Below are 25,299 nucleotides of genomic sequence, written 5' to 3' on the forward strand. Positions count from 1 at the left end.
TAGCCCTGCTGCAACTCCCCTGGCCGCATCCGCGCTGGATCGATAAGGTCGAAGCCCGGACAGGATCGATGGCAAGCGGTGCTGCAGCACCAGATTTGGCCCTTCTGGACCGGTCGGCCCTTCTGGACCAGTTAGCCCAGGAGAACGACCAACTGGCCCGTGCCGGAGTGTCCCTGCGCCTGGAGCTACGCGGCCAGCGCCTAGGGCTGCGCGGGCCCCTGCCCTGTCGCAGGGGGTCGGGGCGTCACCGGATGCAGCGAATCAGCCTCGGCCTCCATGCCGATGGCATGGGATTAGAGCGGGCCAAGGAACGCCTCAAGGAGGTGCTGCGCCAGCAGAGACAGGGGCGTTTTGACTGGTCCCAGTGGGGGGCCCTGGCCCCAGCAAAACAAATCCAACCCAGCGGGGATCCCCTGGGTCTGGAGGGCTTTGAGGCCGCTTTTTTTGGCGATCCCCGCCGCCGTCGCAACCCCGCCGGCTGCCGCACCACCTGGAGCAGTGCCTACCGGCCCTATCTGCGGCGGCTGCTGGCGATCGCCACCGAACAGGGTTTGCCCCTGGAACTGCCGCTGCTGGAGAGGGTGCTCGAGAGCTACGCCCCCACCAGCCGCAGTCGTCAGCAGTGCGGCACCGCCCTGGCTGCCCTGGCTCGCCATAAGGGACTGGAGCTGCCGGAGGACTGGACCATCAGGGCGGCCGGCTACGGACTGCACGCAGCCCAGTTCCGCCGCCTGCCTGGCGATCAGCAGATCCTGGCCCTGGTCGACCAGATCCCCAATCCCTGCTGGCGCCTGGCCTACGGCCTGATGGCTACCTACGGCCTGCGCAACCACGAGATCTTCTTCTCCGACCTCTCGGCCCTGGCCTCTGGCGGTGACCGGGTGATCCGGGTGCTGCCCACCAGTAAAACCGGGGAACACCAGGTATGGCCTTTCCAGCCGGAGTGGGTGGAGCACTTCGGCCTGGAGCAACTGGGCTCGCTCCAGCCCCCCCTGCCCCCGGTGGCTACCGACCTGCGCCGCACCACGCTGCAACAGGTGGGCAGGAGGGTGGCGGAGCAGTTCCGCCGCTACGAGCTGCCGATCACCCCCTACGACCTCCGCCACGCCTGGGCCGTGCGCACGATCCACATCGGCCTGCCGGACACGGTGGCGGCCCGGATGATGGGCCACTCGGTGGCGATCCACACCCGCACTTATCACCACTGGATCACCCGCCGCGACCAACAGCAGGCGGTGGATGCGGCCCTGGCGCGCCGGAGCCAGAGTGGAACGCCAGCCGCCAGCGACCCTTGAACCAACCCGATAACCAACCCGAGAGCCAACTAGATGCTGTGGCGGCGGAGCTGGGCCCGGGCGGCGACCTGGCCCCGGAGGCCGATGCCGCCGGTTACCAGCGGCGCATGGCGCGCCGCAAGGAGGTGCAACAACAGCGGGTGGGCGAGCGCAATCTTGAAAAGGGCCTGGTGCTGGTGTTCACCGGCGATGGCAAGGGCAAAACCACCGCGGCCCTGGGCCTGGCGCTGCGAACCCTCGGCCATGGCGAACAGGTGGCCGTGGTGCAGTTCATCAAGGGGGGCTGGCAGCCAGGTGAAGCCAAAGCCCTGGAGCTGTTCGGTGAATCCCTGCACTGGCATGCCCTGGGGGAGGGCTTCACCTGGGAGACCCAGGACCGCGATCGCGACCGGATGCTGGTGCAGCGGGCCTGGGAACGCTCACTCACCTATCTCGCCGACGCCAACCGCAAACTCGTGGTGCTCGATGAGGTGAACGTGGCCCTCAAGCTGGGCTACCTGGGCATCGATCAGGTGCTGGAAGGCCTGGACCTGCGGCCGGAACTCACCCACGTCGCCCTGACCGGCCGGGGGGCACCTGCATCCCTATTGGAGCGGGCAGACCTGGTGACAGAGATGAAGATGGTGCGCCATCCCTTCCGGGAACAGGGGGTCAAGGCCCAGCAGGGGATTGAATTTTAGGCCTGCTCAGCCGGAGGTTGACTCCAGGTCTGCCTGCAGGTGGGCCATGGCGTTGACCATCACGGTCAAACCGCTGATCAACACTGCGTGATGCACCTCCGGCTGCCGCCAGATGGCCGGATCCTGGCTGGCCCGCTCCAAGGCCGAGAGGGTCAGCCGGGCCATCACGCTGGAGGGCCTGGGCTGGCTGGAATCAGGCTGGCCCATAACCCTCTTTAATCATGGGGTTATCGAAGCGGTTGCCATGGCGCTGCGCAAGGCCGTTGCTACGGTGCTGCAAAATCGGTGCTGCAAAGTGAGCCGTTGGCGGCAGGCGGCCCAGGATGCCAACGCCAAGCCGGTGCTGACGATGGCCGAACAGAAGGAGCTCGAGAAGCTCCGCGCCCAGGACCAGCGGGAGATCAAAGCCCTCAGAAAGGAGCTGCAGCGCAAGGAGAAGGCCATGGCGGAGATGGCGGCTTTGCTGGTGCTGCAAAAAAAGTGGGATGCCTTCTGTTCGGAGGAAGAGGAAGGCTGACCAGCGCCGTGCACCGGCGGAAGGTGATCGAGCTGATCGGGGAGGCCAATGCTGCGGGCGCCGGCCTGGTGAGGGCCTGTGGTGTGATCGGCATCTGCCTGCGCACCCTCAAACGCTGGCGGAAGGCCTTCCTGGGTGATGGGGACGGCGTGGATCGCCGTAAAGGCAGTGCTCGGCTGGTGGGTCACCGCCTGAGCGAGGAAGAGCGCCAGCGAATCCTGCTGACGTGCAACCAGCCGGAGTACGCCGCGCTGCCGCCAGGGCAGATCGTGCCGGCACTGTCCGATCAAAAGCTCTTTATTGGTTCAGAGAGCAGCTTCTATCGGGTGCTGCACCAGGCGGGTCAGTGCCACCGCCGGGGGAGGGCCAGGCTGCCTCAAGAACCGCGCTCGGTGCCGCGCCTCAGGGCGGATGGCCCGAACCAGGTTTGGAGCTGGGACATCAGCTTCCTGCCGACCACGGTGCGGGGTGTGTGGCTCTACCTCTACCTGGTGATCGACGTCTGGAGCCGCAAAGTGGTGGCCTGGGATGTGGCCGAGGTGGAGTCGGCTCAGATCGCCGCGGATCTGGTGCAGCGGGCCTGCCTCAAGGAGCGCTACCACCGCCCCAACGGCTTTGGCCGCCGCCAGTGCCAGCAGCAGCCACTAATCCTCCACGCCGACAACGGCAATGCAATGCGCGGGGCGACGCTGGAATCACGGCTCGAGGAGATGGGCGTGCTCAGATCCTTCTCCAGGCCAAGGGTCTCAAACGACAACCCATACTCGGAATCCCTTTTCCGTGGGGTCGATGGGTTACAAGCGCGTGCTCCTCAAGCTCAGTGGCGAAGCGCTGATGGGTGAGCAGGGCTATGGGATCGATCCGGAAATCGTTCAATCCATTGCCAAAGACGTAGCTGCCTGCGTTGCCGAAGGCATCCAGCTGGCGATTGTGGTCGGCGGCGGCAACATCTTTCGCGGCCTGAAGGGATCGGCAGCTGGGATGGATCGCGCCACTGCCGACTATGTCGGCATGCTCGCGACGGTGATGAATGCCATCACCCTTCAGGACGGCCTGGAGCGATCCGGTGTGCCCACCCGGGTGCAGAGCGCCATCTCGATGCAGGCGGTGGCCGAGCCCTACATCCGCCGCCGGGCAATTCGCCATATGGAAAAGGGCCGGGTGGTGATCTTCGCCGCCGGCACAGGCAATCCCTTTTTCACCACAGACACCACCGCCGCCCTGCGGGCGGCTGAAATCGGTGCCGATGTGGTGTTCAAGGCCACCAAGGTGGACGGTGTCTACGACAAGGATCCCAACAAGCACGCCGACGCGGTGCGCTTCGAGAGCCTCTCCTTCCTGGAGGTACTCAGCTCAGAGCTGGAGGTAATGGACAGCACGGCCATTGCCCTGTGCAAAGACAACGCCATTCCGATCGTGGTCTTTGACCTCTTCGGATCAGGCAACATCGGCCGGGCAGTGGCCGGCCAACCAATTGGCACCCGCATTCACCCCTGAACCCGCCATGGATTTGGACGCCAGCATGCGCAAGTCGCTGGAAGCGACCCAGCGCACCTTCAACACCATCCGCACGGGCCGGGCCAACCCTTCCCTGCTCGACAAGATCTCGGTTGAGTATTACGGGGCCGAGACGCCCCTGAAATCGCTGGCGACCCTCTCCACCCCCGATTCCCAGACGATCCAGATCCAGCCTTTTGATGCGGGCTCGATGGGGTTGATCGAGAAGGCCATCTCCATGAGTGATCTGGGCCTCACCTGCAACAACGACGGCAAGGTGATTCGGATCAATATCCCCCCCCTGACCGAAGCCCGCCGCAAGGACCTCTGCAAATTGGCGGCCAAGTATGCCGAGGAGGGCAAGGTGGGCCTGCGCAACGTGCGTCGCGAGGCCATCGACAGGATCAAGAAACAGGAAAAGGAAGGTGACCTCTCGGAGGATCAGAGCCGCGACGAACAGGAAAAGGTGCAGAAGCTCACCGATAAGTACATCGCCGAACTCGAGAAACACCTGGGCGAAAAGGAAGCTGACATCCTCAAGGTGTGACCATCCCTGCGGCCGGCACTGCTGAGGTCGTCGCTGAGGTCGTCGTCGTGGGCGCTGGAGCGGCCGGAGCAGCCAGCGCCTACCACCTGGCACGGCTTGGCCATGCCGTGCGGCTCCTCGACCAGGCCAGCTGCTTCCCGCGCCCGAAACCCTGCGGTGGGGGCATGGCGGCCTCCATGCAGTCCCTGTTCCCCTTCGACCTGAGCCCGGTTGTGGATGCGGTGATCAACCAGGTGCGCTTCACCTGGTGCCTGGAAGACTCCGTCACCGCCGAGCTACCTGGCGATGCGCCTTTCTGGATCGTGCGCCGATCCGTGTTGGATGCCTTTCTGGTGGAGCAGGCCCGCTCCGCTGGGGCCAGCTTTGAGCCGGGCGTGGCCGTGCAGAGCCTGCAGCGCCAGGGCGATCGCTGGCAGCTGCGGGCCCTGGGGCCAGGGGGGCAGGCCCTGGAGTTCCAGTCCCAGGCGGTGGTGATCGCCGACGGCTCTGGTTCCCAGCTGGCAGCCCGCCATGGCCTGGGGCCTGCAAGGCCACACTTTGCCGAGACGATGGCGGTGGAAGTTGACGCTGAGGTGGCCGAGCCAGGCACCGCACATTTTGAATTCGGCCTGGTGCACCATGGCTTCTGCTGGGCCTTCCCGCGCCACGGGGGCTTCAGTATCGGTGTGGGCACCTTCATCGGCCGTGATCCCGCCGATGCAAATCAGGTGCTCTCCAAGCTGCTGCCAAGCCTGGGCTTGGCAGCCGATGGGGGCGAGCGCCGGGCAGGCAAATTGCGCATCTGGGATGGCCATTACCCCCTCCATGGCCGGGGCGAGAACACCGGCCTGGTGGCGGTTGGCGATGCCGCTTCCCTCTGTGATCCCTTCCTGGCCGAAGGGATTCGGCCGGCCCTGATCAGTGGCTGCCGGGCCGCAGAGGCGATCGACGCCTGGCTGGCCGGAGATGGCACTGCCCTGGCCGGCTATTCCAGCTACATGCGAGCCGAATGGGGGGAGTCGATGGCCTGGGGCAAGCGAATTGCCCAGCTTTTTTATCGCGTGCCCCGCGTGGGTTATCAGCTCGGGGTCAAACGGCCCACTGCGCCGCAGCGCATCGCCCAGATCCTCTCAGGAGAAATGGGCTACGGGGATATTGCCCAGCGGGTGATCCGGCGGTTGCTGTTTCAGGGCTAGGGGGGCAAAGCCCGCTGCTGCGGCTCAGATCCTGGTGCAATCCTTGAGTTGACGCAGGCGCTGATCAATGGAGCCGAGCAACTCGATGGCAAACATCGGCGACTCCTGCACCGCAAACAGAAACTTCTCCCGGTTCATCACCAGCAACTTGCAGGGGGTGAGCGCCCTGGCGTTGCCGTAGCGGCGATGCTCACTGGTGACCAGGGCACCAGCGCCGAATACATCGCCGGCATCGATCTGCTCATGCCCCTGGTCGCCGTTCCAGCTGAGTTCGACACAGCCCTCGAGCAGGCCGAACATGCAATCGCCGGATTCGCCCGAGGCAAAGATCAACTCGCCTGGGTTCACCTGGAGCACCTCACCCTTACTGGCGAGGGCACGCATGGTGTCGAGGGCATTCACGGGGCGTCTTCTCGGAGTCGTGGTGGCGCCACTTTGGCTGAGGCTAGTCATTGCTGGTTCTGGGCAGCACTGGCACCCACCAGAGCGGGATCTCCCACCAGCTGGCCCTCCAGCTGGCCCAGCCGCTGGGCCAGCTGGGTTTCGAGGCTTTCAATCGCCATGCAGAAGCCCCGGATCCCCTCATCGAGCTTTTCGGTGGCCATCGGATCTGCTGCCAGCATCTGGCGGAAATTGGCCTCATCGAGATGGATCTGGGCCTCCGTGGGGGCCGGATCAAAGGCATTCAGTTTCCGCTCCAGTTCAGCCTCGGTGTGGCGCAACTGGTCCAGCAGGGCCGGAGAGATGGTGAGCAGGTCACAGCCCGCCAGCTCGATGATTTCCTCGACGTTGCGGAAGCTGGCCCCCATCACCTCGGTCTTGTAGCCGTAGGTCTTGAAGTAGTTGAAGATCTGGGTCACCGAGACCACGCCTGGATCCTCGGGCCCGGGGTAGCTGGCCCGGCCGCTGCTCTTTTTGTACCAGTCCAGGATGCGCCCCACAAACGGGGAGATCAGGGTGACCTTGGCCTCAGCACAGGCAACCGCCTGGGCGAAGCCGAACAGCAGGGTCAGGTTGCAGTGGATGCCCTCCCGCTCCAGCTGGGCGGCGGCGCAAATCCCCTCCCAGGTGGAGGCCACCTTGATCAGCACCCGGTCGTTGCTGATACCCGCCTGGTTATAGAGACCAATGAGCTTGCGGGCCTTGGTGATCGTGGCCTGGGTATCGAAGCTAAGCCTTGCATCCACTTCGGTTGAAACCCGGCCCGGCACGATCTTGAGAATCTCCTTGCCGAAGGTGACGCAGATCTCATCGAGGGCTTCGCAGACCACCTCCTCAGCCGAGGCCCCGGGACCCATCGCCTGCCGCGACTCCTGCAGGGAGCGATCGATCAGGTTTTGGTAGGTGGGTATCTGGGTTGCGGCCAGGATCAGGGAGGGGTTGGTGGTGGCGTCGCGGGGGGTGAATTGCTTGATCGCGTCAATGTCGCCGGTGTCAGCCACCACCACGGTCATGGCGGCGAGTTGATCGAGCAGGTTGGCCATGGACGGGAGCTGGGTGGAGAGATCCGGCCTTCTAGCCAGACTTGAGCCACGCTAGCCAGGCCGGCTGTACCCACCCACAGGAGCTGGCGATCCTTGAGGGAACGGCAACAGGAATCAGGCCTTGGGCGCCGTTTTCTGAACCTCCCGGGGTCGGGATGGGGGGATGCGCTCGAGCACCAGCAGGGCATCGATGATCTGGCGGGCCACGGGCGCAGCCACGGTGGAGCCGAAGGTATTTCCCCCCTTGGGTTCATCCACCACCACCAGCACCACATAGCGGGGGTCATCGATGGGCAGATGGCCCACGAAACTGGTGATCAGCGCCCCCGGTATGTAGACGCCTCGGTCAGCCTTCTGGGCAGTGCCGGTCTTGCCGCCGATGCGGTAGCCGGGAATCTTCATGCCCAGGCCGCTGCTTTTGTCCACCACCGACTCCATCCAATTCATGACGATGCGAGTTACCGCCGGATCCAGCATGGGCAGGCCTTCCCTGCTGGGACCAGTTGCCAGGCCATCGCCAGAGCGCAGGCCGCGGGTGATGTGGGGACTCACCAGCCGGCCACCGTTGGCCAGCATGGCGTGCAGCTGGAGCAGCTTGAGCGGGGTCAGGGAGAAACCCTGGCCGAAGGCGGCCACTGCCGGTTCGATCGCCGAGCTGGTGAAGTCACCGCGGCTTTTGAGCTCACCGGCCACGGCCCCAGGTAGGTCGGTGTCTGGGGTCTGGTCGATGCCCAGGTTGTTGAGCCAATGCCAGAAGCGAGCCGGCTTCATCTTGCCCATGGCCAACACCATGCCCACGTTGCTGGACACCTCGAGCACGGTGGGGAAATCAATCAGTCCGTTGGCCCGCTTGTCATGGTTGAAAATTGGCCAGCCACCGATCTGCAAGCTGCCGCTGTCGGAGACGCGGCCGCTTGCCTCGATGGCCTTTTCCTGCAGGGCCAGGGCCAGGTTGATTGGCTTGAAGGTGGAACCGGGCTCGTAGAGATCCTGAACCGACCACTCGCGAAACAGCCCCGGGTTGTACTTCCAGTATTGGTTGGGGTCGTAGGTGGGGGTTGAGACCAGCGCCAGCATTTCGCCGTTGCGCACATCCATCACCATGGCGGCGCCGCGCTTGGCATTCCAATGCTTCACCTGCTTGACCAGGGCCTGCTGGGCTACCTGCTGCAGGCGGGCATCGAGGGTGAGCTGGAGGCGCAGGTCGTCGCCGTAGAGGGAGCCTGCCGTCAGGCCGGCTGGCAGGGGCGTGCCATCGGCACCACGGCGCATCTGCAGGGTGGTTTCGTTGCGCTTGAGCTCCCCGTCGCGGCTCTGCTCCAGCCCTGCCTGGGGCACCCGCTCCAGGTTGAGGAAGCCAACAACGTTGGCAAAGAGTTGGCCCTGGGGGTAGATGCGATGGGGATAGGGCTCCAGGTCTAGGCCGCTGATGCCGAGCTGGCGAATCCTGCCTGCGGTTTCCGGATCGAGCTCGGAGAGGAGCTTCACCCCGGTTTGGCGACCGGCCATGGCCTCGAGCAACCCCGATTTGGGCAGGGCGAGCTCGGCTGCGAGCTTGGTTGCCACGTCATCGGCGCTGCGAACCTGCTGGGGGTCATCGCCGGGGAAGTTGAAGTAGCGGGGATGGGCCCAGAGGCTGAAACGCTGCTCGTCCAGGGCCACCAGACGGCCATTGCGATCGACGATCGTGCGTCGCTTACCGATCGGCTGGGTGGTTTGGGTCTGGATGGCGTGGGCCCGGGCCTGGAGGTTGGCCCCATCCACCACCTGCAACCAGGCGAGGCGGCCGGCCAGAGCGACCAGCCCGGCGCAGAGCAATCCGTAGACAGCCAGCAGCCGGATGGCAGGCACGGGCTGGATCGCAACTACCTTTTGGCGGGAATTGCTGCGACCACGGCTGGGTCCGGGGCGGCGACTGGCCGTCATCAGTAGCCCGGACGAATCTGGCTCAAGGTACCCATGCCGATCTGAAGACTGCCCAACAGCTCAGTGGCACTGGCAGGCCTGGGGGTGTGGGGAGCGGCAAGGTAGATGAGCTTTTCGCTGCTGGTGGGCACCAGCAAACCTGGTTTTTTCAGGGCGCCCAGGTGGTGCTGCTCCAAAAGGGCCGCAGATTCCTGCATTCTGTGGGCCAACATCTGGGAGGCTTCCAGCTGCTGATAGCTCTCACCCCAACGGTTCTGCCAGTGAAGGGTGAGACCACTCATGGCCAGCATGCAGATGCCCAGCCCCAGGAGGGTGCCATCGGTGGCCCGATGGAGATTGGCCATCCAGGGGGCCCGCCGGTCGAGCTTGCGACCTGGGAGCGAACCCTTGAGCAGCTCGAGGGCTCCCCCCTGGAGACCAGCTCTGCTGGAAGCCTGCCGGGGCAATAGGGAGGCAACCAAGAGATCGGGCCAAACTCCCCGGGATTGAACCACCCAGAGCAGCTGTAGGCAAGGGCCAGACGCTGCTCAGCCAGCCAGCAGGAGCAGGTTGGCAAAGGTGAGCCCATTCCAGAGGCCATGCATCAACACGCTGGCCGCCAGCCGGCCACTCTGGAGTCGCAGCCAGCCCAGGCCCAGGCCCAGCACGAACAGCGGTGGCAACTCCCCCAGGCTCAGGTGGGCAATCCCAAACACAAGGGCGCTGATCAGCACCGCCGCGAAACCACCCCAGCGTTCGGCCAGCACCGGCAGCAGCACTCCGCGAAACAGGGTTTCTTCAAACAGGGGGGCCAGCACCATGGCCGTGAGGGCAAAGCAGAGCAGGGCAAGGGGATTGGCGCTGTTGAGCACTAGCTCCAGCAGGGGATTGCTGCCGCCTGGATCGCCCACCAACCTCTCCAGCAGCCAGCTCACCAAAGCCACGAGGGGAAGCACCATCAACAGCTGGACCAGCGCCCGCCGCAGGGCCGAGCCCAGGGGGCGCCAGTGCCACTGGAGCCAGCCACCGGCAGGCGGTTGGCCGTGGGGCCTCAACTGGGACCACAACAACAGCAGGGGAGCCGCCATCAGGCCGAGATAGAGGGCAATTACCAACAGCCCCTGCTGCAGGGCTGGTTCCGCCGCCAGGGGGCTCAACAGCCCCTGCAGCAGCGGAACCAGCAGGAGGGGTACCACCAACTCCCCCAGCACCACGAAACCTCCCGCAATCAGCAGGGTGGCCTGGGCCAGGCTGAGCGGTGGGACCTGCAGGGGAGGGCTTCCAACACCACTGCCAGCCCCCTTGCCCTTGCCCAGCCAGAGCCTTGCCAGCTCACGCAGGAGCAGGGCCGTGCCCACCAGCATCAGCAACACGGGGGCGAGGGTTGTGCCGAGCAGGCGCCAGATCGCGGCCTGTTGGGCTGGGACATCCACACAGCTGCTGCCTGCTCCCCCCAGGGCCTGGCAAACCAGCTGCCTGGTCAGGGGAGAGTCCCGCCACCCCTCCAGCAGCTGGTCGACCTGGCCGGCTCCCGGGGCCCCTTGGGCGGCGGGGGCCCGCAACAGCTGCAGCAGGCGGCGCTGCTCGGGCGGCACCTGCTGGTCCAAGTTCTGCAGACGCTCGCTCGCCTGGCCCGGCTCGCCGGCCTGGAGCTGCAGCAAAGCCAGTTGCAACTGCTGGGCTGGCGCCGGTGGCAGGGACCTATCCGCCAGCTGCTTCTCCAACCCCAGCCGCAGGTCCTCCAGGGGATGCTCGCCCGCCAGGGCCCGCCCCAGGCTGGGGGGCAGGCCGGGCGCGGCCAGGGCTGCCAACTCCTGCTGGCGCAACTCCAGGTCATTGCCAACCGAAGGCCGCTGCAAGCTGTCCACCAATCCGCTCAGCCAGAGGAGGCCACTGAGAACCAGGCTGATCAGGGCCAATCCGGTGGTCCACCCCTGGCTCCGGCTGGGTCGAGGGGTGGGATTGGCGTTCAACCGCAGGCCCTCCAGGGCTTACTCGGACCTCAATTCTGTACTGCCCCCTTCCCATACGATGGGTTTGAGAAGCGTCCAGCCAATGTCCCTTCGGATTGTGTTGGTGCGCCATGGCCTCAGCAGTTTCAACCTGGAGCACCGAATCCAGGGGCGGGACGACCTCTCCAACCTGACCGGAATCGGCCAGAGTCAGGCCCGGGCCTGCGGGGCGGCCCTGGGGGATCTGGTTTTCGAAGCCGTCTACAGCTCCCCGCTGAGACGGGCCGCCGACACCACCAGGTTGCTGCTGGCCGAACAGGGCCAGGGCCTGCAGGCGGAATTTGATGAGGGGCTACTGGAAATCGACCTGGCCCCCTGGAGCGGTCTGCTGCGCCAGGAGCTGCGGGAGCGGTTTGCCGACCAGGAGCTCCAGTGGCGCCAGGCCCCGGAAAAGCTCGAATTGCAGCGGGCTGATGGCAGCACCTACCGGCCCCTGCCGGAACTGATGCGACAGACAGATCAATTCCGCCGCCAGCTGCTTGAGCGGCACGCCGCAGCCATCAGCAACGACCAGGATCCACCCCACACCGTGCTGGTGGTGGCCCATAACGCCATCCTGCGCTGCCTGCTGCTGGCCCTGCTGGACTTGCCCATCTCCGGTTTTCGCCGGCTGCGGGTCGACAACTGCTCCATCTCCGTACTGAACGTGGGCAGGAGCAACATGGGCAGGAGCGGGGTGCAGGTGGAGCTGGTCAATGGGCTGGCCCACCTGGGCGACCCCCTGCCCATCAAGGGCGATGGGGCACGGCTGTTGCTGGTGCGCCACGGCGAAACTGACTGGAACCGCGAAGGCCGCTTCCAGGGCCAGATTGATATTCCCCTCAATGCGACCGGCCGCAGCCAAGCGGAGGCGGCCGGTCGCTTTCTGGCTCCGGTGACGATCAACAGGGCCTACACCAGTTGCATGGCCAGGCCCCGCCAAACGGCCGAAGCGATCCTGGCCTCCCACCCCGGGGTACCCCTCACCAGCAGCGCCGGCCTGGTGGAGATCGGCCACGGCCTCTGGGAGGGCAGGTTGGAGCAGGACATCGCCGCAGGCTGGCCCGAGTTGCTGGCCAACTGGAAGCGGGCCCCCCACACCGTGCAGATGCCAGAAGGGGAAACCCTGCAGGAGGTCTCGGAGCGCTCGCTGGGCACCTGGCAGCACATTGCCGCCAGCCTCGACAGCAGCGAGACGGCGCTGGTGGTCGCCCATGACGCCGTCAATAAGACCATCCTCTGCGACCTGCTGGGCCTGGGACCGGCCGACATCTGGGCGATCAAGCAGGGCAATGGAGGCGTCAGCGTGATCGACTACCCCGAAGGAGCCGCAGGGCGACCCGTGGTGGCCGCCCTGAACCTCACCCAGCATCTCGGCGGCGTATTGGATCGCACCGCCGCAGGGGCCCTGTGAAGCCTTGACCCCCCCCCTATGGCTGCACCAGGTTGAACTGCTGGCCGGTCCGCAGCAATCGGCCACCAGCTGCGACGCCCTGCTTGCCCCTGATGGCAGCCTGCTCGCCTGGGGCGAGGGGGCGACCCAGCAGGCCCAGGCCCTTGGCCTTGCCCCCAGACTCGCTAAGGGTTGGTTGCTGGCGCCGCTGCTGGTGGATCCCCACAGCGTGCTGGAGCAGGCCAGCGGCGGCCGAGCAGAAGATCTCACCAGCCTGGCCGAGGCCGCCGCTGCCGGGGGATACGGCACCGTGGCTCTCCTCCCCTGGGCCAGCCCCTGGCGGGACCAACCGGAAAAGCTGGGGCTCAGCTGGCCGGCACCGATGCAGCTGGAGCTATGGGGCAGCTTCAGCATCGGGGGAGCCAATCAGGAGCTTGCTCCCCATGGCGACCAACTTGCCGCCGGAGCCATCGGCCTGGCGGGCACTGACCAGGTGCCGCCCCTAGCCCTGATGGAGCGGGGCCTGCTGCTGGGGGAGATGGGCCGGAGTCCGGTGCTGCTGGCACCCCGCGATGCCGGCCTCAGCGGCGGCGGCTTCGTGCGCGAAGGCGTGGAGACATTGCGGGCCGGCTGGCACCCCGATCCCGTGCTCAGCGAGATCCTGCCCCTGCAGAGCCTGCTCAGCCTGGCGGAGCTGCGGCCCGAAGCCCGCCTGGCCCTGATGAACCTGGCCACCGCCGCGGGGGTCGGGCTGCTGCGCCAGGCGCCACGGCGCCCCATGGCCACCGTGGGCTGGTGGCACCTGCTGGCCGACAGCGGCAACCTCGATCCCAGCGCCGAGGGCTGGCGGCTGTGCCCCTCCCTGGGCGCCCCCAGGGACCGCGAAGCCCTGATCACGGCCCTGGCCGATGGCGTGCTCACCGCAGTGGCCGTCCATCACCTGCCCCTCGATGCGGAGGAGATCCTGCTCCCCCTCGACCAGCGCCGGGCCGGCCTGGCCGGCCATGGGGGCCGCCATGGCCTGGTCCTGCCCCTGCTCTGGGATGAACTGGTTCGCCGGCGCAGCTGGCCGGTGCAGCGGCTCTGGCAAGCCCTCAGCTGGGGCGGCTCCGAGCTGCTGGGACGGGAGCCAGAGCAGCTCAGAGCCGGGTCCCGTCGCTGGCTGCTGTTCGACCCCAACCATGGCTGGAGCTGGGATCGACAGGGATGCCCGTCGCGGGCTGCAAACCACCCCCTGAGGGGCAAGCAGCTGGTGGGTGGGATCAGGGCCAGCGGCCTGATCCCGGCTGCCAAGTGGACTATTTGACGCCCAGGGAGCCGGTCTGGTTGAAGGGGTAGAAGCGCCAGAAGGCCCGACCGATGATTTCTTTCTGGGGCAAAAAGGCCCCACCGGGCCAGAAACGGCCATCCCAGCTGTTGGCGCGGTTGTCCCCCAGGGTCAGTACATGGCCAGGGGGAACCACCGCATTGAGGGTGCGGCATGGCCCCATGCCCTGGCTATCCACGGGGCAGTCGTTCTGCACATAGGGCTCGACCAGACGCACCCCATTGATGAAGACATGGCCCCTGGGGTCAACAGTCACCCGCTCGCCAGGCAGGGCTACCACCCGCTTGATGTAGGCATCACAGGCCGGGTTAGCCACCCCAGGCAGGCTGCCGACCAAGGGCAGGTTGACCACCAGGCAGCTGAGGGGATTGGGATTGGCCCCTGCCGAAAGCACCGGATCGAAGTGGTGGGGTGAGTGGAACACCACAATCTCGCCACGGCGGGGAGCCCGCTGGCGATAGGTGAGCTTTTCCACCAGCAGCCGGTCCTGGATCTGCAGCCCAGGCAACATCGAACCGGAGGGGATGTAGCGGGCCTCCACCAGAAATTGGCGGATGCCCAGGGCCACCGCCAGGGTGATGGCCACACTGCGCCAGAAGGCCCACGGGCTCTCAGGGGAGCTGGCGAGAGCCCCAGGCTGGGTGTTCGATTTGGGGTTGTCGTGAATCAAGACTTGCGATCTGCCAGGGTGCAGGCCCAGCTGGCCAGACACGGCAGATTAGGCACAACCTCCCCTTCGCCAAGGCCCATGTCGCTGCCCCGTTGGCAATCCAACTCCACGGCCTCACCCGGCGGCTGGGGGCAGGGCTGGGACCGCTTCGTGGCGGTGTGGGCCAGCCTCAACCTGATCTGGGTTGCCTTTGACATCACTTACCTGCCGCTGCGCACCTTCTGGCTGCAGCGCAACCTCTATCCGATCCCCTCGGTGCCGCTTGTGGTGCCCCTCACTGTGATCCCGGATCTGACGCCCCTGGTCGATCCGATCAAGGGCATAGAACCCCACCGCGAAACCCAGGCCTACATCGAGCAATTCCGGCGCCTGGATGCGGCCCTGCTGGCCCTGCCCGCCGGCCAGCGGCCCCAGGCCGCCCAGGTGGCGCTGCTGAACCGCCAGGTTCAGCTCACCGTCCAGATGGTCGACAGCAATCCTTTCCAGGCTTCTGGAGCCACCGGCACCCTCGAAAAGATCAAAAATCGCCTGCGCCAGCGGGCTGATCTGGATTCCGCCCGCCAGGCCTCCGGCCTGCTGCTCAGCCCGGACTGGATCCAGGCCCGCGGTTGGAACAGCGAGCGGCGCTTCTGGAACGACCAGATCCTGCCCCTGGTGGCCACCAACTACTGGCGATCGATCGACGAAAACGGACGCCCCACTGACCATTTCTGGCGGATCGACCTGCTGCTGTTCCAGAGCGTCTTTGGCCTGGACATCCTGCTGCGCCTGATCCGAATGCGGCGCCGATTGCCCGGGCTGAGCTGGGGCGACGCCCTGCTGCGGCGCTGGAGCGACCTGCCCCTGCTGCTGCCCTTCTGGCGTTGGCTGCGGCTGATGCCCGTGCTGGAGCGACTGCAGACCTCAGGCCTGGTCAATTTTGAGCCGCTGCGGGCCGTGGTTAGCCGGGGGGTGGTGGCCCTGCTGGCGGTGGAACTGTTTGAGGTGCTGTCGTTGCAGATTCTCGATGGCACCCAGGGCCTGATCCGCTCGCGCCGGTGGCCCCAAAGACTGCGGGCCCTGCGCAGCCACCAAAGCGTGGCCAGCCGCGACGAGCGTGCCCTGGTGGAGCTGGTGCGCATCTGGGCGCCCCTGTTGCTCAGCCGAGTCGCGCCCCGACTCGCCCCCGAGCTGCAGGGCCTGCTGGGCTACAGCCTGCGGCAAAGCCTGGATCGCACCGTGGTGCCGCCGCCGCTGCGGCAACTGCAGCCGCTGCTGCAGGTGGAAAGCGGCATCAGCCGCCAGCTGGCTGGGGGCATGGTCGAAAGCCTGCTCGAGCTCGCGCGCAGCACGGGCAACCGACTTGGTCGCCGCGACGATGTGCAGCTGGATCTGCTCCAACGTTTCATCGATCGCTTCTGGGATGAACTGGCCGCTGCCCTGGAGAGTGGTTCGGCCCTCGAGCGCTCCCAGGAGCTCCTCTGTGCCCTGATCGATGGCGCCAAGGGCACCTACCTCAGCCAGATCAACAGGGCCGGCATAGAAGCCCTGATTCAGGAGCTCGATCAGCTGATCACTGCTCCTGGTCAACAAACTGCTCCTGGCCAACAAGCAGCACCTAGCCAATCAAAGCCGCTCAACCGCCCAGAGCCTCCTGCCACTCCTGCTCCTTGAAGCCCGTCAGGATTGCTCCGCCGCTGGTGATCAGGAACGGTCGCTTAATCAGCTTGCCATCGGCGGCCAGTGCCGCCAGAGCGCTCCGATCATCCAGCGCCTGCACGGTGGCGGAGCCCAGGGCGCGATAGCTCTGACCACTGGTGTTGAAAAGGCGCTTGCGGCCCAGTTGGGCCAACGCCAGCTCCAGCTCAGCCAGGCTCGGCGGAGTCTGGGTGATGTCGAGCATCTGGGCATGGAAATCCCGGGCGGCGAGCCACTGAAGGGCCTTGCGGCAGGTGCTGCAGCCCGAGTAGCCGTAGAACTTCATCCTTGCCGGCCCGAGGACTTCAGGGAGCTCGAAAGCGGATTACTTGCGGCCAATCAGAGACTTAAGTGCCCCGACCAGGCTGTTGGAACCCTGGCCCACGGCGTTGCTGGGCCGGGTGCGAACGGTGACGTCACCGTTGACACTGGTGCGGCAGCTGAGGCGGAAATTGGCGGGGCGATCGGCCAGGTAGACCTCCTCCACATCGCTGCGGGGGGAGAGGTTTTGCATGCCCTCAACCACTTCCATCACACAGGTTCCGCATTGGCCCAGGCCGCCGCAGTTGTTGACATTGTTCAGCCCCTTGTAGGGGTTGATGCCCGCATCAAGGGCAGCCTTGCGCAGGTTTGCTCCCTCGATGCAACCGACCTGCTGGCCTTCCTGTTCAAAACGGATGGTGGGCACGGTCGGGCTGGGGGAGTGGGCGCCGCCCAACTTAAGCCACGCCCGCCCCCCTGCCTAGCATCAGATCCCCCGACTTCAAGCCGTGTCAGCTCCCATCGGCTACGACCTGATCGTGCAGCAGCTGATTCCTGGCTACGCCAGCCTGGCCCGACTGGCGGTGGCACTGCTGGCAGCCTCCCCCCTGGCTGGCCGCCAGGGGGCTGCGGTGCTGGTCGCGGGATGCGGCACCGGGGCCGAGCTGGTTGAGGCCCGGGCCCAGCGACCCGACTGGCGGCTGACGGCCATTGACCCCTCCGCTGAGATGCTTGCCGCGGCCCGCCAGCGGCTGGGCGCTGAGGGCATCAGCTGGCGCCAGAGCAGCGTGGAGGATCTCCAGGCGGATGGCTGCTTTGCCGGAGCGCTCTCAGTGCTGGTGCTGCAGTCGCTGCCCGATGACGGGACGAAACTGGCCTTCCTTGCCGCCCTGGCCCGCAGCCTGGAGCCCGGCGGCCAACTGGTGCTGGTGGACCTGATGGCGCCTGAGCGATCCGCCCTGCAGCGTCAGGTGGGAGAGGCCTGGCTCGGCTTCCAGCGCGCCAGCGGACTCGAAGCCGATCCTGAGGTGCTCGAACCCCTTACCCAGGGGCTCTACCCCATTGGTGAAGCTCGACTCAACTCCCTTGTCAATGCCGCCGGCTTCAGTGATCCGGCCAAGATTTTTCAGGCCCTGGGCTACGAGGGCTTTCTGCTGCAACGCACCCCCTGAAGGCGACGATTCAGTGGAGTTGCCAAATCAGTGAAGTAGCCAAATCAGTGGAGTTGCCAAAGTCCAGCGCTCAGGGATCAGGAACCTGGGTCAAGGCTGAATCCATTGGCACCAGCAGGGTCGCGGACCGTCCACCCACAACGGTGGCAAGGGGAACTACCGCGGTGACTAGGGCAATCAAGGTGCCCAGCAGAAGGGGGAGAAGGGCCTGCTGGCCTGGACTGTAAGGATCCTCAGGCTGATCGGCTTTGGATTCTGAATCAATCAATTGGCGATCGGTAAATTCTTGATCGCTGGCCTGGGATTCTCGGGGGACAACATCCATGGGGTAGGAGCGGGCTCCATAGCCCAGTCCCTAATCGTTAACAACTAACTTCTATTCTGACACCTTCTGCGAGCAACTGGCAAAATTCGCCTTCAAAACTCTCCTTGCCCCCTGACGGCTCAGGCAGCCGGGCGGGCGCCATGGTCGAGCCGGTCGCGGCGGGCACTGAGGTCAACGGCAGTGCGTCCATCGAGATGGTCGAGATGATCAAGCCGTGAGCTAATGGTCCGCAGCTCCTCAAGGATGGCGCCCAGCAACTGCTGGGTGGCAGTGGAGGGGGAGTTCAGCACCTCAACGGTCACCTCCTTGATCCGCAACACGTCGCGGGCGAAGCGGGCCACCTCGTTGGGGTGAAACATCAGGGGATCTTTCTGATCGGTCCTGTACTCAGGATTGAGCTTGCGCGGATTGAAGGGTGGATTGAGGTTACGGGGATCGGTATTGGTATAGCGGTATACCGATGCCCGGGAGCGGTTCAGGGCCTTCTGCACCTCATCGATGCCAATCAGGCCCTCGCTCACCTCTGGGGCAGAGAAGGGGGCCGCTTCCCGATCGGTCGGCTCGCCTGGATCAGAACCCGTAAAAGCGGCTGCCCCATTGGTGCCAGCTCCGCTCTCAGCTCCAGCTTCAGCTCTGGGGTGGAAAGGCATGGGACCTCTATGGCGCAGACCGAGACTTTTGGGAACCTAGCAGGGGTTTCCGGAACCCTCTCCCCCAGTGGCCACCCAGGCAATTGTGTGGCCGGGCAAGGGCTGGTGATAGGTTCCGCCCTCCCCCCCGAACCACCTGGCCATGCGCGTCTCCCGCCTGATGCTGGTGACGTTGCGCGATGACCCGGCGGAAGCCGAGATCCCCTCGCACAAGTTGTTGCTGCGGGCCGGTTACATCCGACGCATGGGCCCCGGGCTCTACGCCTACTTGCCCCTGATGTGGCGCGTGCTGCAGAAGATTTCAAAGGTTGTGCGTGAGGAGATGGACGCGACCGGGGCGCTGGAAACCCTGCTGCCCCAGCTGCATCCTGCGGAGCTCTGGCAGCGCAGTGGCCGCTGGGCGGGCTACACCGCAGGGGAGGGGATCATGTTTCATCTCCAAGACCGCCAGGGGCGATCCCTGGGGCTGGGACCCACCCATGAGGAGGTCGTGACGGAGCTGGCTGGGGACTTGTTGCGGTCCTACCGACAGTTACCAGTGCATCTCTATCAGATTCAAACCAAGTTCCGCGATGAAATCCGTCCTCGCTTCGGGCTCATGCGGGGGCGGGAATTCATCATGAAAGATGCCTACTCCTTCCACGCCGATGAGGAGTGCCTGCGGCAGAGCTATACGGAGATGGACCGGGCCTACCGCCGCATCTTTGCTCGCTGCGGCCTGCGGACCGTGGCCGTGGAAGCTGACAGCGGGGCGATCGGTGGCTCCGCCAGCCAGGAATTCATGGTCACCGCCGAGGCGGGCGAAGACCTGATCCTGGCCAGCGGCGATGGGCGCTATGCCGCCAATCAGGAACGGGCCATCTCCCTTGCGGCAGAGGCCGTAGCCCTGCCGCAAGGGATCAGGGCCGCCGGCCTGGGCGAGGCCCTGGCCACCCCTGGCCAAAGCAGCATCGACGGCCTGTGCAAGGCCCATGGCTTCGATTCGAGCCAGATCCTGAAGGTGCTGCTGCTACTGGCCCGCTTCGAAGACGGCCACCAGCAGCCCCTGCTGGTGAGCCTGCGGGGAGATCAGCAACTCAACGATGTGAAATTGGCCAATACGGTGTCGGCACGCTGCTCAGCCGGCCATGGCGCCCTGCTGGAGATCGCCCCGCTCAGCGCCGAGGCCTCCAGCAAGGAGGGACTCGGCCCGATTCCCTTTGGCTACCTGGGGCCCCAGCTCGAGGATGGCCTGCTGGATGGGGCCCGCACCTGGGCAAGGACATTCCTGCGGCTCGCCGACAGCAGCGCCACTGGGTTGGAGGCCTTTGTCTGCGGGGCCAACCAGATCGATACCCACTTGGTAGGTGCCGCCTGGGGATCCCTGTGTCCCTCCCCGGAGGGCCTGGACCTCCGCGCCGCCCAGCCGGGCGACCGCTGCCAGCACGACCCCAGCCAGCGCCTGGAGGCCAGCCGGGGCATCGAGGTTGGTCACATCTTCCAACTGGGCCGCAAGTACTCCGAAGCCCTAGGCGCCCGCTTCACCAACGGCTCTGGAGCCGAGGAGGCCATGTGGATGGGCTGCTACGGCATCGGCGTCTCCCGACTGGCCCAGGCAGCCGTGGAACAGCTCCACGACGGCAAGGGCATCTGCTGGCCCCCATCGATCGCTCCCTATGAAGTGATCGTGGTGGTGGCCAATGGGGCCGAAGCCAGCCAGAGGGAACTGGGGGAACTGCTTTACAGCCAACTTCAGGCCAGCGGCGTAGAGGTGTTGCTGGACGACCGCGACGAACGGGCCGGGGTGAAGTTCAAGGACGCGGATCTGATCGGTATCCCCTGGCGGGTTGTGGTTGGCCGAGCCGCGGCGGCGGGCCTGGTGGAGCTGGTAGAGCGCTGCAGCGGCCACCAGCAGGAACTGGCGGCCGCTGCCCTGCTGGCAACCCTCCTGCCCAGCCTGGAGCGCGGCCGGCAGGGCCTGGCGCCCTGAGGGTTCGGCGCCTGGGGGGCTTCTAGGATCAGATCACCCGAATCAATCCCATGGCCGGTGTGTTCTCCCCCTTCCGCCAGCGGTTGAGGCTGCTGATTTCCCGCCTGGCCATTCTCCTGGTGCTCTGCCTGAGCCTGGGGCTCACGGCCTGCAGCACTGCCAGCACCGGCATCACAGGCAATTACGTGGAGGACACCGTCGCAGTCGCCGACAGTCTGCTAGCCACCATCGCGCTGGCGGCAGACGATCCCGCCAGGGGCGAGGCCGAAAACCAGGCCCGTAGCCTGAGCAACGGCTACGTGGCCCGCTACCGGCCCCGCGGCGATGTCAATGGGCTGGCCTCATTCACCACCATGCAGACAGCCATCAACTCCCTGGCCGGCCACTACACCAACTACCCGAATCGCCCCTTGCCCGATGCCCTCAAGGAGCGGCTCACCAAGGAGTTGAACAAGGCGGAAATCTCTGTTGCTCGAGGAGCCTGAGCTCCCCTCCAGGGACCGGCATCTTTGACGAACGGTCCCTTGATCTGAGAAGCTCTACCCTTGTGCTCAACAGCGGCCAGCGGCCGCCGTGTCCTTGGCCAACGTCGTCGTCATCGGAGCGCAGTGGGGCGACGAGGGCAAGGGCAAGATCACCGATCTGCTGAGCCGCTCCGCCGATGTGGTGGTGCGTTATCAGGGCGGTGTCAACGCCGGTCACACGATCGTCGTAGACGGCATCGTGCTCAAGCTGCACCTGATCCCCTCGGGCATCCTCTACCCCGACACCATCTGCCTGATCGGCTCGGGCACGGTGGTGGACCCCAAGGTGATACTCGGCGAGCTCGACATGCTCGCCGTCCATGGCATCGATGTGTCGGGGCTGAAACTGGCCTCAACGGCCCACGTCACCATGCCCTACCACCGCCTGCTGGATCTGGCGATGGAAGAGCGCCGTGGCGACCGCCGCATCGGCACCACCGGCCGGGGCATCGGCCCCACCTACGCCGATAAATCAGAACGCAACGGCATCCGCATTCTCGACATCCTCGATGGGGCCCGCCTGCGCCAGCGGCTGGCTGGCCCGCTGGCGGAGAAGAACGAAATCCTGCAGAAGCTCTACGGGCTCAAGCCCCTTGACTTCGAGGCCATGGTGGCCGAGTACGTCGGCTATGGCGAGCGTCTGGCCCCCCACGTGGTCGACTGCACCCGCACCATCCACCAGGCAGCCCGCGCCCGCCAGAACATCCTGTTTGAGGGAGCCCAGGGAACCCTGCTGGACCTGGACCACGGCACCTATCCCTATGTCACCTCCTCCAATCCGGTGAGCGGGGGGGCCTGTATCGGCGCCGGCGTCGGCCCCACCCTGATCGACCGGGTGATCGGCGTGGCCAAGGCCTACACCACCAGGGTGGGCGAAGGCCCCTTCCCCACCGAGCTCGACGGCAGCCTCAACGACCACCTCTGTGACCGCGGCTGCGAGTTCGGCACCACCACGGGGCGACGGCGCCGCTGCGGCTGGTTTGACGGTGTGATCGGGCGCTATGCAGTTGAGGTGAATGGTCTCGACTGCCTGGCGATCACCAAGCTCGACGTGCTGGATGAACTCGATGAGATCCAGGTGTGTGTCGCCTATGCCCTCGACGGCGAGCGGATTGATTACTTCCCCAGCAGCTCCGAGGATTTCGCCCGCTGCAAGCCAATTTTCGAAACCTTACCCGGCTGGCAAACCTCCACAGCCGACTGCCGCAGCCTCGATGAGCTGCCCCCTACGGCGATGAGTTATCTGCGCTTCCTGGCCGACCTGATGGAGGTGCCCATCGCCATCGTCTCCCTGGGGGCCAGCCGGGACCAGACCATAGTGGTAGAAGATCCGATCCACGGCCCCAAACGCGCCCTGCTGAGTAACTGAAATGGAAAAGTGCTTCGACGTTGTCGGCATCGGCAACGCCATCGTGGATGTGCTGGTTCAGGCCGATGACCGTTTCCTCGAGGACCATGACCTGACCAAGGGCACGATGGCCTTGGTCGATGAACATCAGGCGGAGCGCCTCTACGCCAGCGTGGGGCCTGGCCTGGAGACCTCCGGCGGTTCAGCCGCAAATACCCTGGCGGGGGTGGCCCAGCTGGGCGGCAGGGCCGGCTTCATTGGCCGGGTGCGCGACGACCAGCTCGGCGGCATCTTTGCCCACGACATCCGCTCGGTGGGGGCCCGTTTCGAGACCCCGGCCGCCACGGAGGGCCCCTCCACCGCCCGCTGCCTGATCCTGGTGACGCCCGATGCCCAGCGCACCATGTGCACCTACCTGGGGGCATCGGTGGGCCTGGATCCGGCCGATCTGGATCTAGAGATGGTGGCCCAGGCGAAGGTGCTCTACCTCGAGGGCTATCTCTGGGACAGCGACGAGGCCAAGGCGGCCTTCATCGCCGCGGCCGAAGTGGCCCGCGCCCATGGCGGCGAGGTGGCCCTGAGCCTCTCCGATGCCTTCTGCGTCGAGCGCCACCGCGACAGCTTCCAGGAGCTGGTGGATGGCCACGTCGACATCCTGTTTGCCAACGAAATGGAGATCACGGCCCTCTACAAGGCCAACAGCTTTGCAGAGGCCGCCGACCAGGTGCGGGGCCGCTGCAAGGTGGCAGCCCTCACCCGCAGCGAGCAGGGTTCCCTGATCCTGAATGGATCCGGCACCCACCAGGTGGAGCCCTACCGCCTTGGCCCCCTTGTGGACACCACTGGTGCCGGCGACCTCTACGCCGCCGGCTTCCTGCACGCCTATACCCAGGGCCAGGAGATCGCCGCCTGCGGCCGCCTGGGCTCCCTCTGTGCCGGCCAGGTGGTGACCCAGCTCGGTCCCCGTCCCCAGGGCTCCCTCAGGGAGCTGGTGGCCCAGCATCTGGGCTGAGGCTTTCGCTGAGCCACTGGCCGTAGCCCCCGGCGGTGCGCGCCGTCCAATGGATCCACTCGGGGGTCTCGTAGCTATGCAGCTCCTGCAGTGCCAGGCGCAGGGGCTCCAGCTGCTCGGGGCTGGTTTTCAGCAACAGCTGCACCTCCTCATCCGCCGTGATCCCTCCCTGCCAGCGGTAGTGCGACTGCACCGGCAGCAGGCTGGCGCAGGCCACCAACCGGCGCTCCAGCAGGGTCGCTGCCAGGGTGCGGGCCCGATCAGGGTTGGCTTCGGTGGTGAGCACCAGGGCGATGGACGGGGTCGGGGGCGATGGGGTCATGGCAGGCCGTACAGGACGTCCAGTGTCTCCAACAAGGGGCCCTGGCTGAGGAGCTCCGACCCCTCTGGCTCGGGAGGGCGGGCCAGCAAGAGCAGCCGAAGCCCCTCGCGGCTGCAGACGTGCCGCCACAGGCGTTCCGTCGATCCACCCGACTGGCGCGCCAGCACGGTGCCGATCCGCCAGCGGCGCACCAGGGCCCACTCCACCCCCTCACCCGACCCTGGCCGCAGGCAGGCCACCCGCTCGGGGGCCAGACCAGCCGCCATCGCCTGTTGCAGGGAGTGGGCACTCGGCAGCAGCCTGGCGTGGTGACGGGCCCCGGAGCTACAGGCCACAGCCTGGGCCAACTGGCGGGCTCCGATGGCCAGCAACAGGGACTCGCCCGCGAGGGGGATCGCACGGAGATCCTCAAGCCCGGAAAGCAGGGTGGCCGGGCCCTCCGGGCTGGGGCGCAGCAGCCGCAGCAGCCGTTGCCCGCGGTGGCTGCAGACCGCAGCGAGCTGACGGCTCACCTGACGGGCGAAGGGATGGCTGGCATCCACCACCACCAGATAGGGCAGGCCAGCGGTGGCGGCTGTGGCCAGCTCGGCCTCCACACCGGCTTCACCCCCCAGGGCACCGACCTGGATGGCCAGCCCCGGATGGGAGCGGTAGGCCTGGGCAGCGGACGGACTGACCACACTCACCGTCAGCTGCCAGCCCCGCTCAAGCAGCTGCGCGGCCAGCTCAGGCCCCTCCCCCGTGCCGGAAATCAGCCACAGCCGCGGACAGTCCTGGTGCATTTCGGGTCGGTGCATCAGGATGGGGCCCCACCCATGGTTGCCGGGGAGTGAATCACTGTCTGCTTGAAGTCGAGGTGCTCGAAGCGCCCCAGGTGCGCTACACCCAGGACAACCAGACGCCGGTGGCGGAGATGGCCGTGCAGATGGACGGCCTGCGGCCCGACGCCCCCCCGGCCCAACTGAAGGTAGTGGGCTGGGGCAACCTGGCCCAGGAGCTCCAGAACAGGGTGCAGGTGGGCCAGCGCCTGATGCTGGAAGGCCGCCTGCGCATGAACACCGTCACCCGCCCGGACGGGGTAAAGGAAAAACGGGCTGAATTCACCCTGGCCAGGCTCCATGCCATCGGAGCTGGCACCGCTGCAGCTCCCTCCTCTTCCTTCCCCGCCCCCGCTTCCTCCTCCGGCCCAGGCCCTGGCCCCGCCCCTACGGCGAGCCGGGCCCCAGCTCGCCCCCCAACCCCTGCAGCGCCAGTGCCCCAGCCAGCCAGCCAGGCGCCCACCTGGAACACCTCTCCGCTGGTATCAGACCTTCCCGAAGAAGACGACATTCCCTTCTGAGTCAAAGCTGCCTGTTCTGATCAAAGGGGCCTGTCACCGCTCCCTTCCCTTTCCCTGAGCTGATCCAGCAGCTGGCCCAGCTCCCGCTCCAGGGCCGCCAGATCAAGCCGCCATTGCGGCCAGCGGCCAGCATCGATCTGGCGCAGCAACCAAAGCCGGTCAGCCCTGAGGGCTTCGATCAATTGGGCCGTGCCGGGCTCATGGGCCATGGGGGATACG

Annotated in this window: 29 protein-coding genes and 1 pseudogene; 16 read left to right on the forward strand and 14 right to left on the reverse strand. The window is 66.2% G+C overall.

From position 1 onward, the window contains the following. Positions 1-251: 251 nt before the first annotated feature. Together H8F27_RS00260 and cobO are read left to right on the forward strand one after the other, a co-directional pair. The gene (locus H8F27_RS00260) at positions 252-1,295 is read left to right on the forward strand and encodes a site-specific integrase (protein WP_231596706.1); all 1,044 of its coding nucleotides are present in this window, start codon (positions 252-254) and stop codon (positions 1,293-1,295) included. Beyond that, a complete protein-coding gene (cobO, locus tag H8F27_RS00265) occupies positions 1,292-1,975 on the forward strand; it encodes a cob(I)yrinic acid a,c-diamide adenosyltransferase (RefSeq protein WP_197150013.1) in 684 nt (227 codons plus the stop codon). The genes H8F27_RS00260 and cobO overlap by 4 nt, the downstream gene beginning before the upstream one ends. 6 nt (positions 1,976-1,981) lie before the next feature. On the opposite strand, the gene H8F27_RS00270 is transcribed toward cobO, so the two are convergent. Next, a complete protein-coding gene (locus tag H8F27_RS00270) occupies positions 1,982-2,140 on the reverse strand; it encodes a hypothetical protein (protein WP_370594444.1) in 159 nt (52 codons plus the stop codon). Positions 2,141-2,219: 79 nt separating this feature from the next. Between H8F27_RS00270 and H8F27_RS17345 the strand changes: the two genes are divergently transcribed. The 5 genes from H8F27_RS17345 to H8F27_RS00290 are packed head-to-tail and all read left to right on the forward strand — an operon-like array spanning position 2,220 to position 5,711. Next, on the forward strand, positions 2,220-2,492 hold the full coding sequence (locus H8F27_RS17345) for a hypothetical protein (RefSeq protein ID WP_231596407.1): 273 nt from the start codon (positions 2,220-2,222) through the stop codon (positions 2,490-2,492). Positions 2,493-2,515: 23 nt separating this feature from the next. Further along, positions 2,516-3,334: a DDE-type integrase/transposase/recombinase gene (locus H8F27_RS00275; RefSeq protein ID WP_231596408.1), complete on the forward strand. Its 819-nt coding sequence runs from the start codon at positions 2,516-2,518 to the stop codon at positions 3,332-3,334. Then, a complete protein-coding gene (gene pyrH, locus H8F27_RS00280) occupies positions 3,282-3,989 on the forward strand; it encodes a UMP kinase (protein ID WP_197150017.1) in 708 nt (235 codons plus the stop codon). The genes H8F27_RS00275 and pyrH overlap by 53 nt, the downstream gene beginning before the upstream one ends. Positions 3,990-3,996: 7 nt before the next feature. Further along, entirely contained in the window at positions 3,997-4,536 is a 540-nt protein-coding gene (gene frr / locus H8F27_RS00285; RefSeq protein ID WP_197150020.1) for a ribosome recycling factor, read from the forward strand. After that, complete coding sequence (locus H8F27_RS00290) at positions 4,533-5,711, forward strand: NAD(P)/FAD-dependent oxidoreductase (RefSeq protein ID WP_197150022.1); 1,179 nt, start codon at positions 4,533-4,535, stop codon at positions 5,709-5,711. Before frr ends, H8F27_RS00290 begins: the two co-directional genes overlap by 4 nt. Before the next feature lie 24 nt (positions 5,712-5,735). Here the strand turns inward: H8F27_RS00290 and H8F27_RS00295 are convergent, their stop codons facing one another. The 5 genes and pseudogenes from H8F27_RS00295 to H8F27_RS00315 form a co-directional block, all read right to left on the reverse strand. After that, a complete protein-coding gene (locus H8F27_RS00295) occupies positions 5,736-6,113 on the reverse strand; it encodes a Crp/Fnr family transcriptional regulator (RefSeq protein ID WP_197150024.1) in 378 nt (125 codons plus the stop codon). A gap of 104 nt (positions 6,114-6,217) precedes the next feature. Beyond that, positions 6,218-7,195, reverse strand: a pseudogene (locus tag H8F27_RS00300) (transaldolase); the annotation flags it as partial. A 114-nt stretch (positions 7,196-7,309) separates the two neighbouring features. Continuing rightward, positions 7,310-9,121 carry a penicillin-binding protein 2 gene (locus tag H8F27_RS00305; RefSeq protein WP_197150029.1) on the reverse strand — a complete coding sequence of 604 codons (1,812 nt, stop codon included), beginning with the start codon at positions 9,119-9,121 and terminating at the stop codon, positions 7,310-7,312. Further along, the gene (locus H8F27_RS00310; protein WP_231596409.1) at positions 9,121-9,582 is read right to left on the reverse strand and encodes a hypothetical protein; all 462 of its coding nucleotides are present in this window, start codon (positions 9,580-9,582) and stop codon (positions 9,121-9,123) included. Before H8F27_RS00310 ends, H8F27_RS00305 begins: the two co-directional genes overlap by 1 nt. Before the next feature lie 66 nt (positions 9,583-9,648). Next, entirely contained in the window at positions 9,649-11,073 is a 1,425-nt protein-coding gene (locus H8F27_RS00315; protein WP_231596410.1) for a CPBP family intramembrane glutamic endopeptidase, read from the reverse strand. Between the two features lie 82 nt (positions 11,074-11,155). Here H8F27_RS00315 and H8F27_RS00320 point away from each other — a divergent pair, with 82 nt between their 5' ends. Both H8F27_RS00320 and H8F27_RS00325 read left to right on the forward strand, forming a co-directional pair. Further along, positions 11,156-12,505, forward strand: a complete 1,350-nt coding sequence (locus H8F27_RS00320; protein ID WP_197150035.1) for a histidine phosphatase family protein — start codon at positions 11,156-11,158, stop codon at positions 12,503-12,505. A gap of 4 nt (positions 12,506-12,509) precedes the next feature. Continuing rightward, complete coding sequence (locus H8F27_RS00325; RefSeq protein ID WP_197150037.1) at positions 12,510-13,790, forward strand: dihydroorotase; 1,281 nt, start codon at positions 12,510-12,512, stop codon at positions 13,788-13,790. On the opposite strand, the gene lepB is transcribed toward H8F27_RS00325, so the two are convergent. Next, on the reverse strand, positions 13,783-14,397 hold the full coding sequence (lepB, locus tag H8F27_RS00330; protein ID WP_197150039.1) for a signal peptidase I: 615 nt from the start codon (positions 14,395-14,397) through the stop codon (positions 13,783-13,785). The genes H8F27_RS00325 and lepB overlap by 8 nt on opposite strands. Positions 14,398-14,559: 162 nt before the next feature. On the opposite strand from lepB, the gene H8F27_RS00335 reads away from it, so the two are divergent. After that, entirely contained in the window at positions 14,560-16,134 is a 1,575-nt protein-coding gene (locus tag H8F27_RS00335; protein ID WP_197150041.1) for a hypothetical protein, read from the forward strand. Here H8F27_RS00335 and H8F27_RS00340 read toward each other — a convergent pair. Continuing rightward, entirely contained in the window at positions 16,097-16,444 is a 348-nt protein-coding gene (locus tag H8F27_RS00340) for a Spx/MgsR family RNA polymerase-binding regulatory protein (protein WP_197150044.1), read from the reverse strand. The genes H8F27_RS00335 and H8F27_RS00340 overlap by 38 nt on opposite strands. A 39-nt stretch (positions 16,445-16,483) precedes the next feature. Beyond that, positions 16,484-16,846, reverse strand: coding sequence for a 2Fe-2S iron-sulfur cluster-binding protein (locus H8F27_RS00345; RefSeq protein ID WP_197150045.1), 363 nt, complete (start codon positions 16,844-16,846; stop codon positions 16,484-16,486). An 82-nt stretch (positions 16,847-16,928) separates the two neighbouring features. Here H8F27_RS00345 and H8F27_RS00350 point away from each other — a divergent pair, with 82 nt between their 5' ends. Further along, entirely contained in the window at positions 16,929-17,591 is a 663-nt protein-coding gene (locus tag H8F27_RS00350; protein ID WP_197150047.1) for a class I SAM-dependent methyltransferase, read from the forward strand. A 70-nt stretch (positions 17,592-17,661) separates the two neighbouring features. Here the strand turns inward: H8F27_RS00350 and H8F27_RS00355 are convergent, their stop codons facing one another. Continuing rightward, entirely contained in the window at positions 17,662-17,916 is a 255-nt protein-coding gene (locus H8F27_RS00355; protein WP_197150048.1) for a hypothetical protein, read from the reverse strand. A gap of 119 nt (positions 17,917-18,035) precedes the next feature. Beyond that, positions 18,036-18,566, reverse strand: coding sequence for a hypothetical protein (locus H8F27_RS00360; protein ID WP_231596411.1), 531 nt, complete (start codon positions 18,564-18,566; stop codon positions 18,036-18,038). A 142-nt stretch (positions 18,567-18,708) separates the two neighbouring features. Between H8F27_RS00360 and H8F27_RS00365 the strand changes: the two genes are divergently transcribed. The 4 genes from H8F27_RS00365 to H8F27_RS00380 all read left to right on the forward strand — a co-directional run bounded on the left by H8F27_RS00365 (position 18,709) and on the right by H8F27_RS00380 (position 23,419). Beyond that, a complete protein-coding gene (locus H8F27_RS00365; RefSeq protein WP_197150049.1) occupies positions 18,709-20,535 on the forward strand; it encodes a proline--tRNA ligase in 1,827 nt (608 codons plus the stop codon). A gap of 50 nt (positions 20,536-20,585) precedes the next feature. Further along, positions 20,586-21,020, forward strand: a complete 435-nt coding sequence (gene psb27 / locus H8F27_RS00370) for a photosystem II protein Psb27 (protein WP_197150053.1) — start codon at positions 20,586-20,588, stop codon at positions 21,018-21,020. A gap of 88 nt (positions 21,021-21,108) precedes the next feature. Continuing rightward, positions 21,109-22,428 carry an adenylosuccinate synthase gene (locus tag H8F27_RS00375; RefSeq protein WP_197150055.1) on the forward strand — a complete coding sequence of 440 codons (1,320 nt, stop codon included), beginning with the start codon at positions 21,109-21,111 and terminating at the stop codon, positions 22,426-22,428. Position 22,429: 1 nt separating this feature from the next. Next, entirely contained in the window at positions 22,430-23,419 is a 990-nt protein-coding gene (locus H8F27_RS00380) for an adenosine kinase (RefSeq protein ID WP_197150057.1), read from the forward strand. On the opposite strand, the gene cutA is transcribed toward H8F27_RS00380, so the two are convergent. Both cutA and H8F27_RS00390 read right to left on the reverse strand, forming a co-directional pair. Continuing rightward, positions 23,388-23,741, reverse strand: a complete 354-nt coding sequence (gene cutA, locus H8F27_RS00385; protein ID WP_197150058.1) for a divalent-cation tolerance protein CutA — start codon at positions 23,739-23,741, stop codon at positions 23,388-23,390. The two genes, H8F27_RS00380 and cutA, sit on opposite strands and share 32 nt — an antisense overlap. Continuing rightward, the gene (locus H8F27_RS00390) at positions 23,738-24,538 is read right to left on the reverse strand and encodes a precorrin-6A/cobalt-precorrin-6A reductase (RefSeq protein ID WP_197150060.1); all 801 of its coding nucleotides are present in this window, start codon (positions 24,536-24,538) and stop codon (positions 23,738-23,740) included. The genes cutA and H8F27_RS00390 overlap by 4 nt, the downstream gene beginning before the upstream one ends. Before the next feature lie 32 nt (positions 24,539-24,570). Between H8F27_RS00390 and H8F27_RS00395 the strand changes: the two genes are divergently transcribed. Further along, positions 24,571-25,080: a single-stranded DNA-binding protein gene (locus H8F27_RS00395; protein ID WP_197150062.1), complete on the forward strand. Its 510-nt coding sequence runs from the start codon at positions 24,571-24,573 to the stop codon at positions 25,078-25,080. Positions 25,081-25,100: 20 nt separating this feature from the next. Here the strand turns inward: H8F27_RS00395 and H8F27_RS00400 are convergent, their stop codons facing one another. After that, the gene (locus H8F27_RS00400; RefSeq protein ID WP_197150064.1) at positions 25,101-25,289 is read right to left on the reverse strand and encodes a hypothetical protein; all 189 of its coding nucleotides are present in this window, start codon (positions 25,287-25,289) and stop codon (positions 25,101-25,103) included. Positions 25,290-25,299: the final 10 nt, after the last annotated feature.

Source organism: Synechococcus sp. CBW1108 (assembly GCF_015840335.1).
In the GTDB taxonomy this organism is placed as follows: domain Bacteria; phylum Cyanobacteriota; class Cyanobacteriia; order PCC-6307; family Cyanobiaceae; genus Cyanobium_A.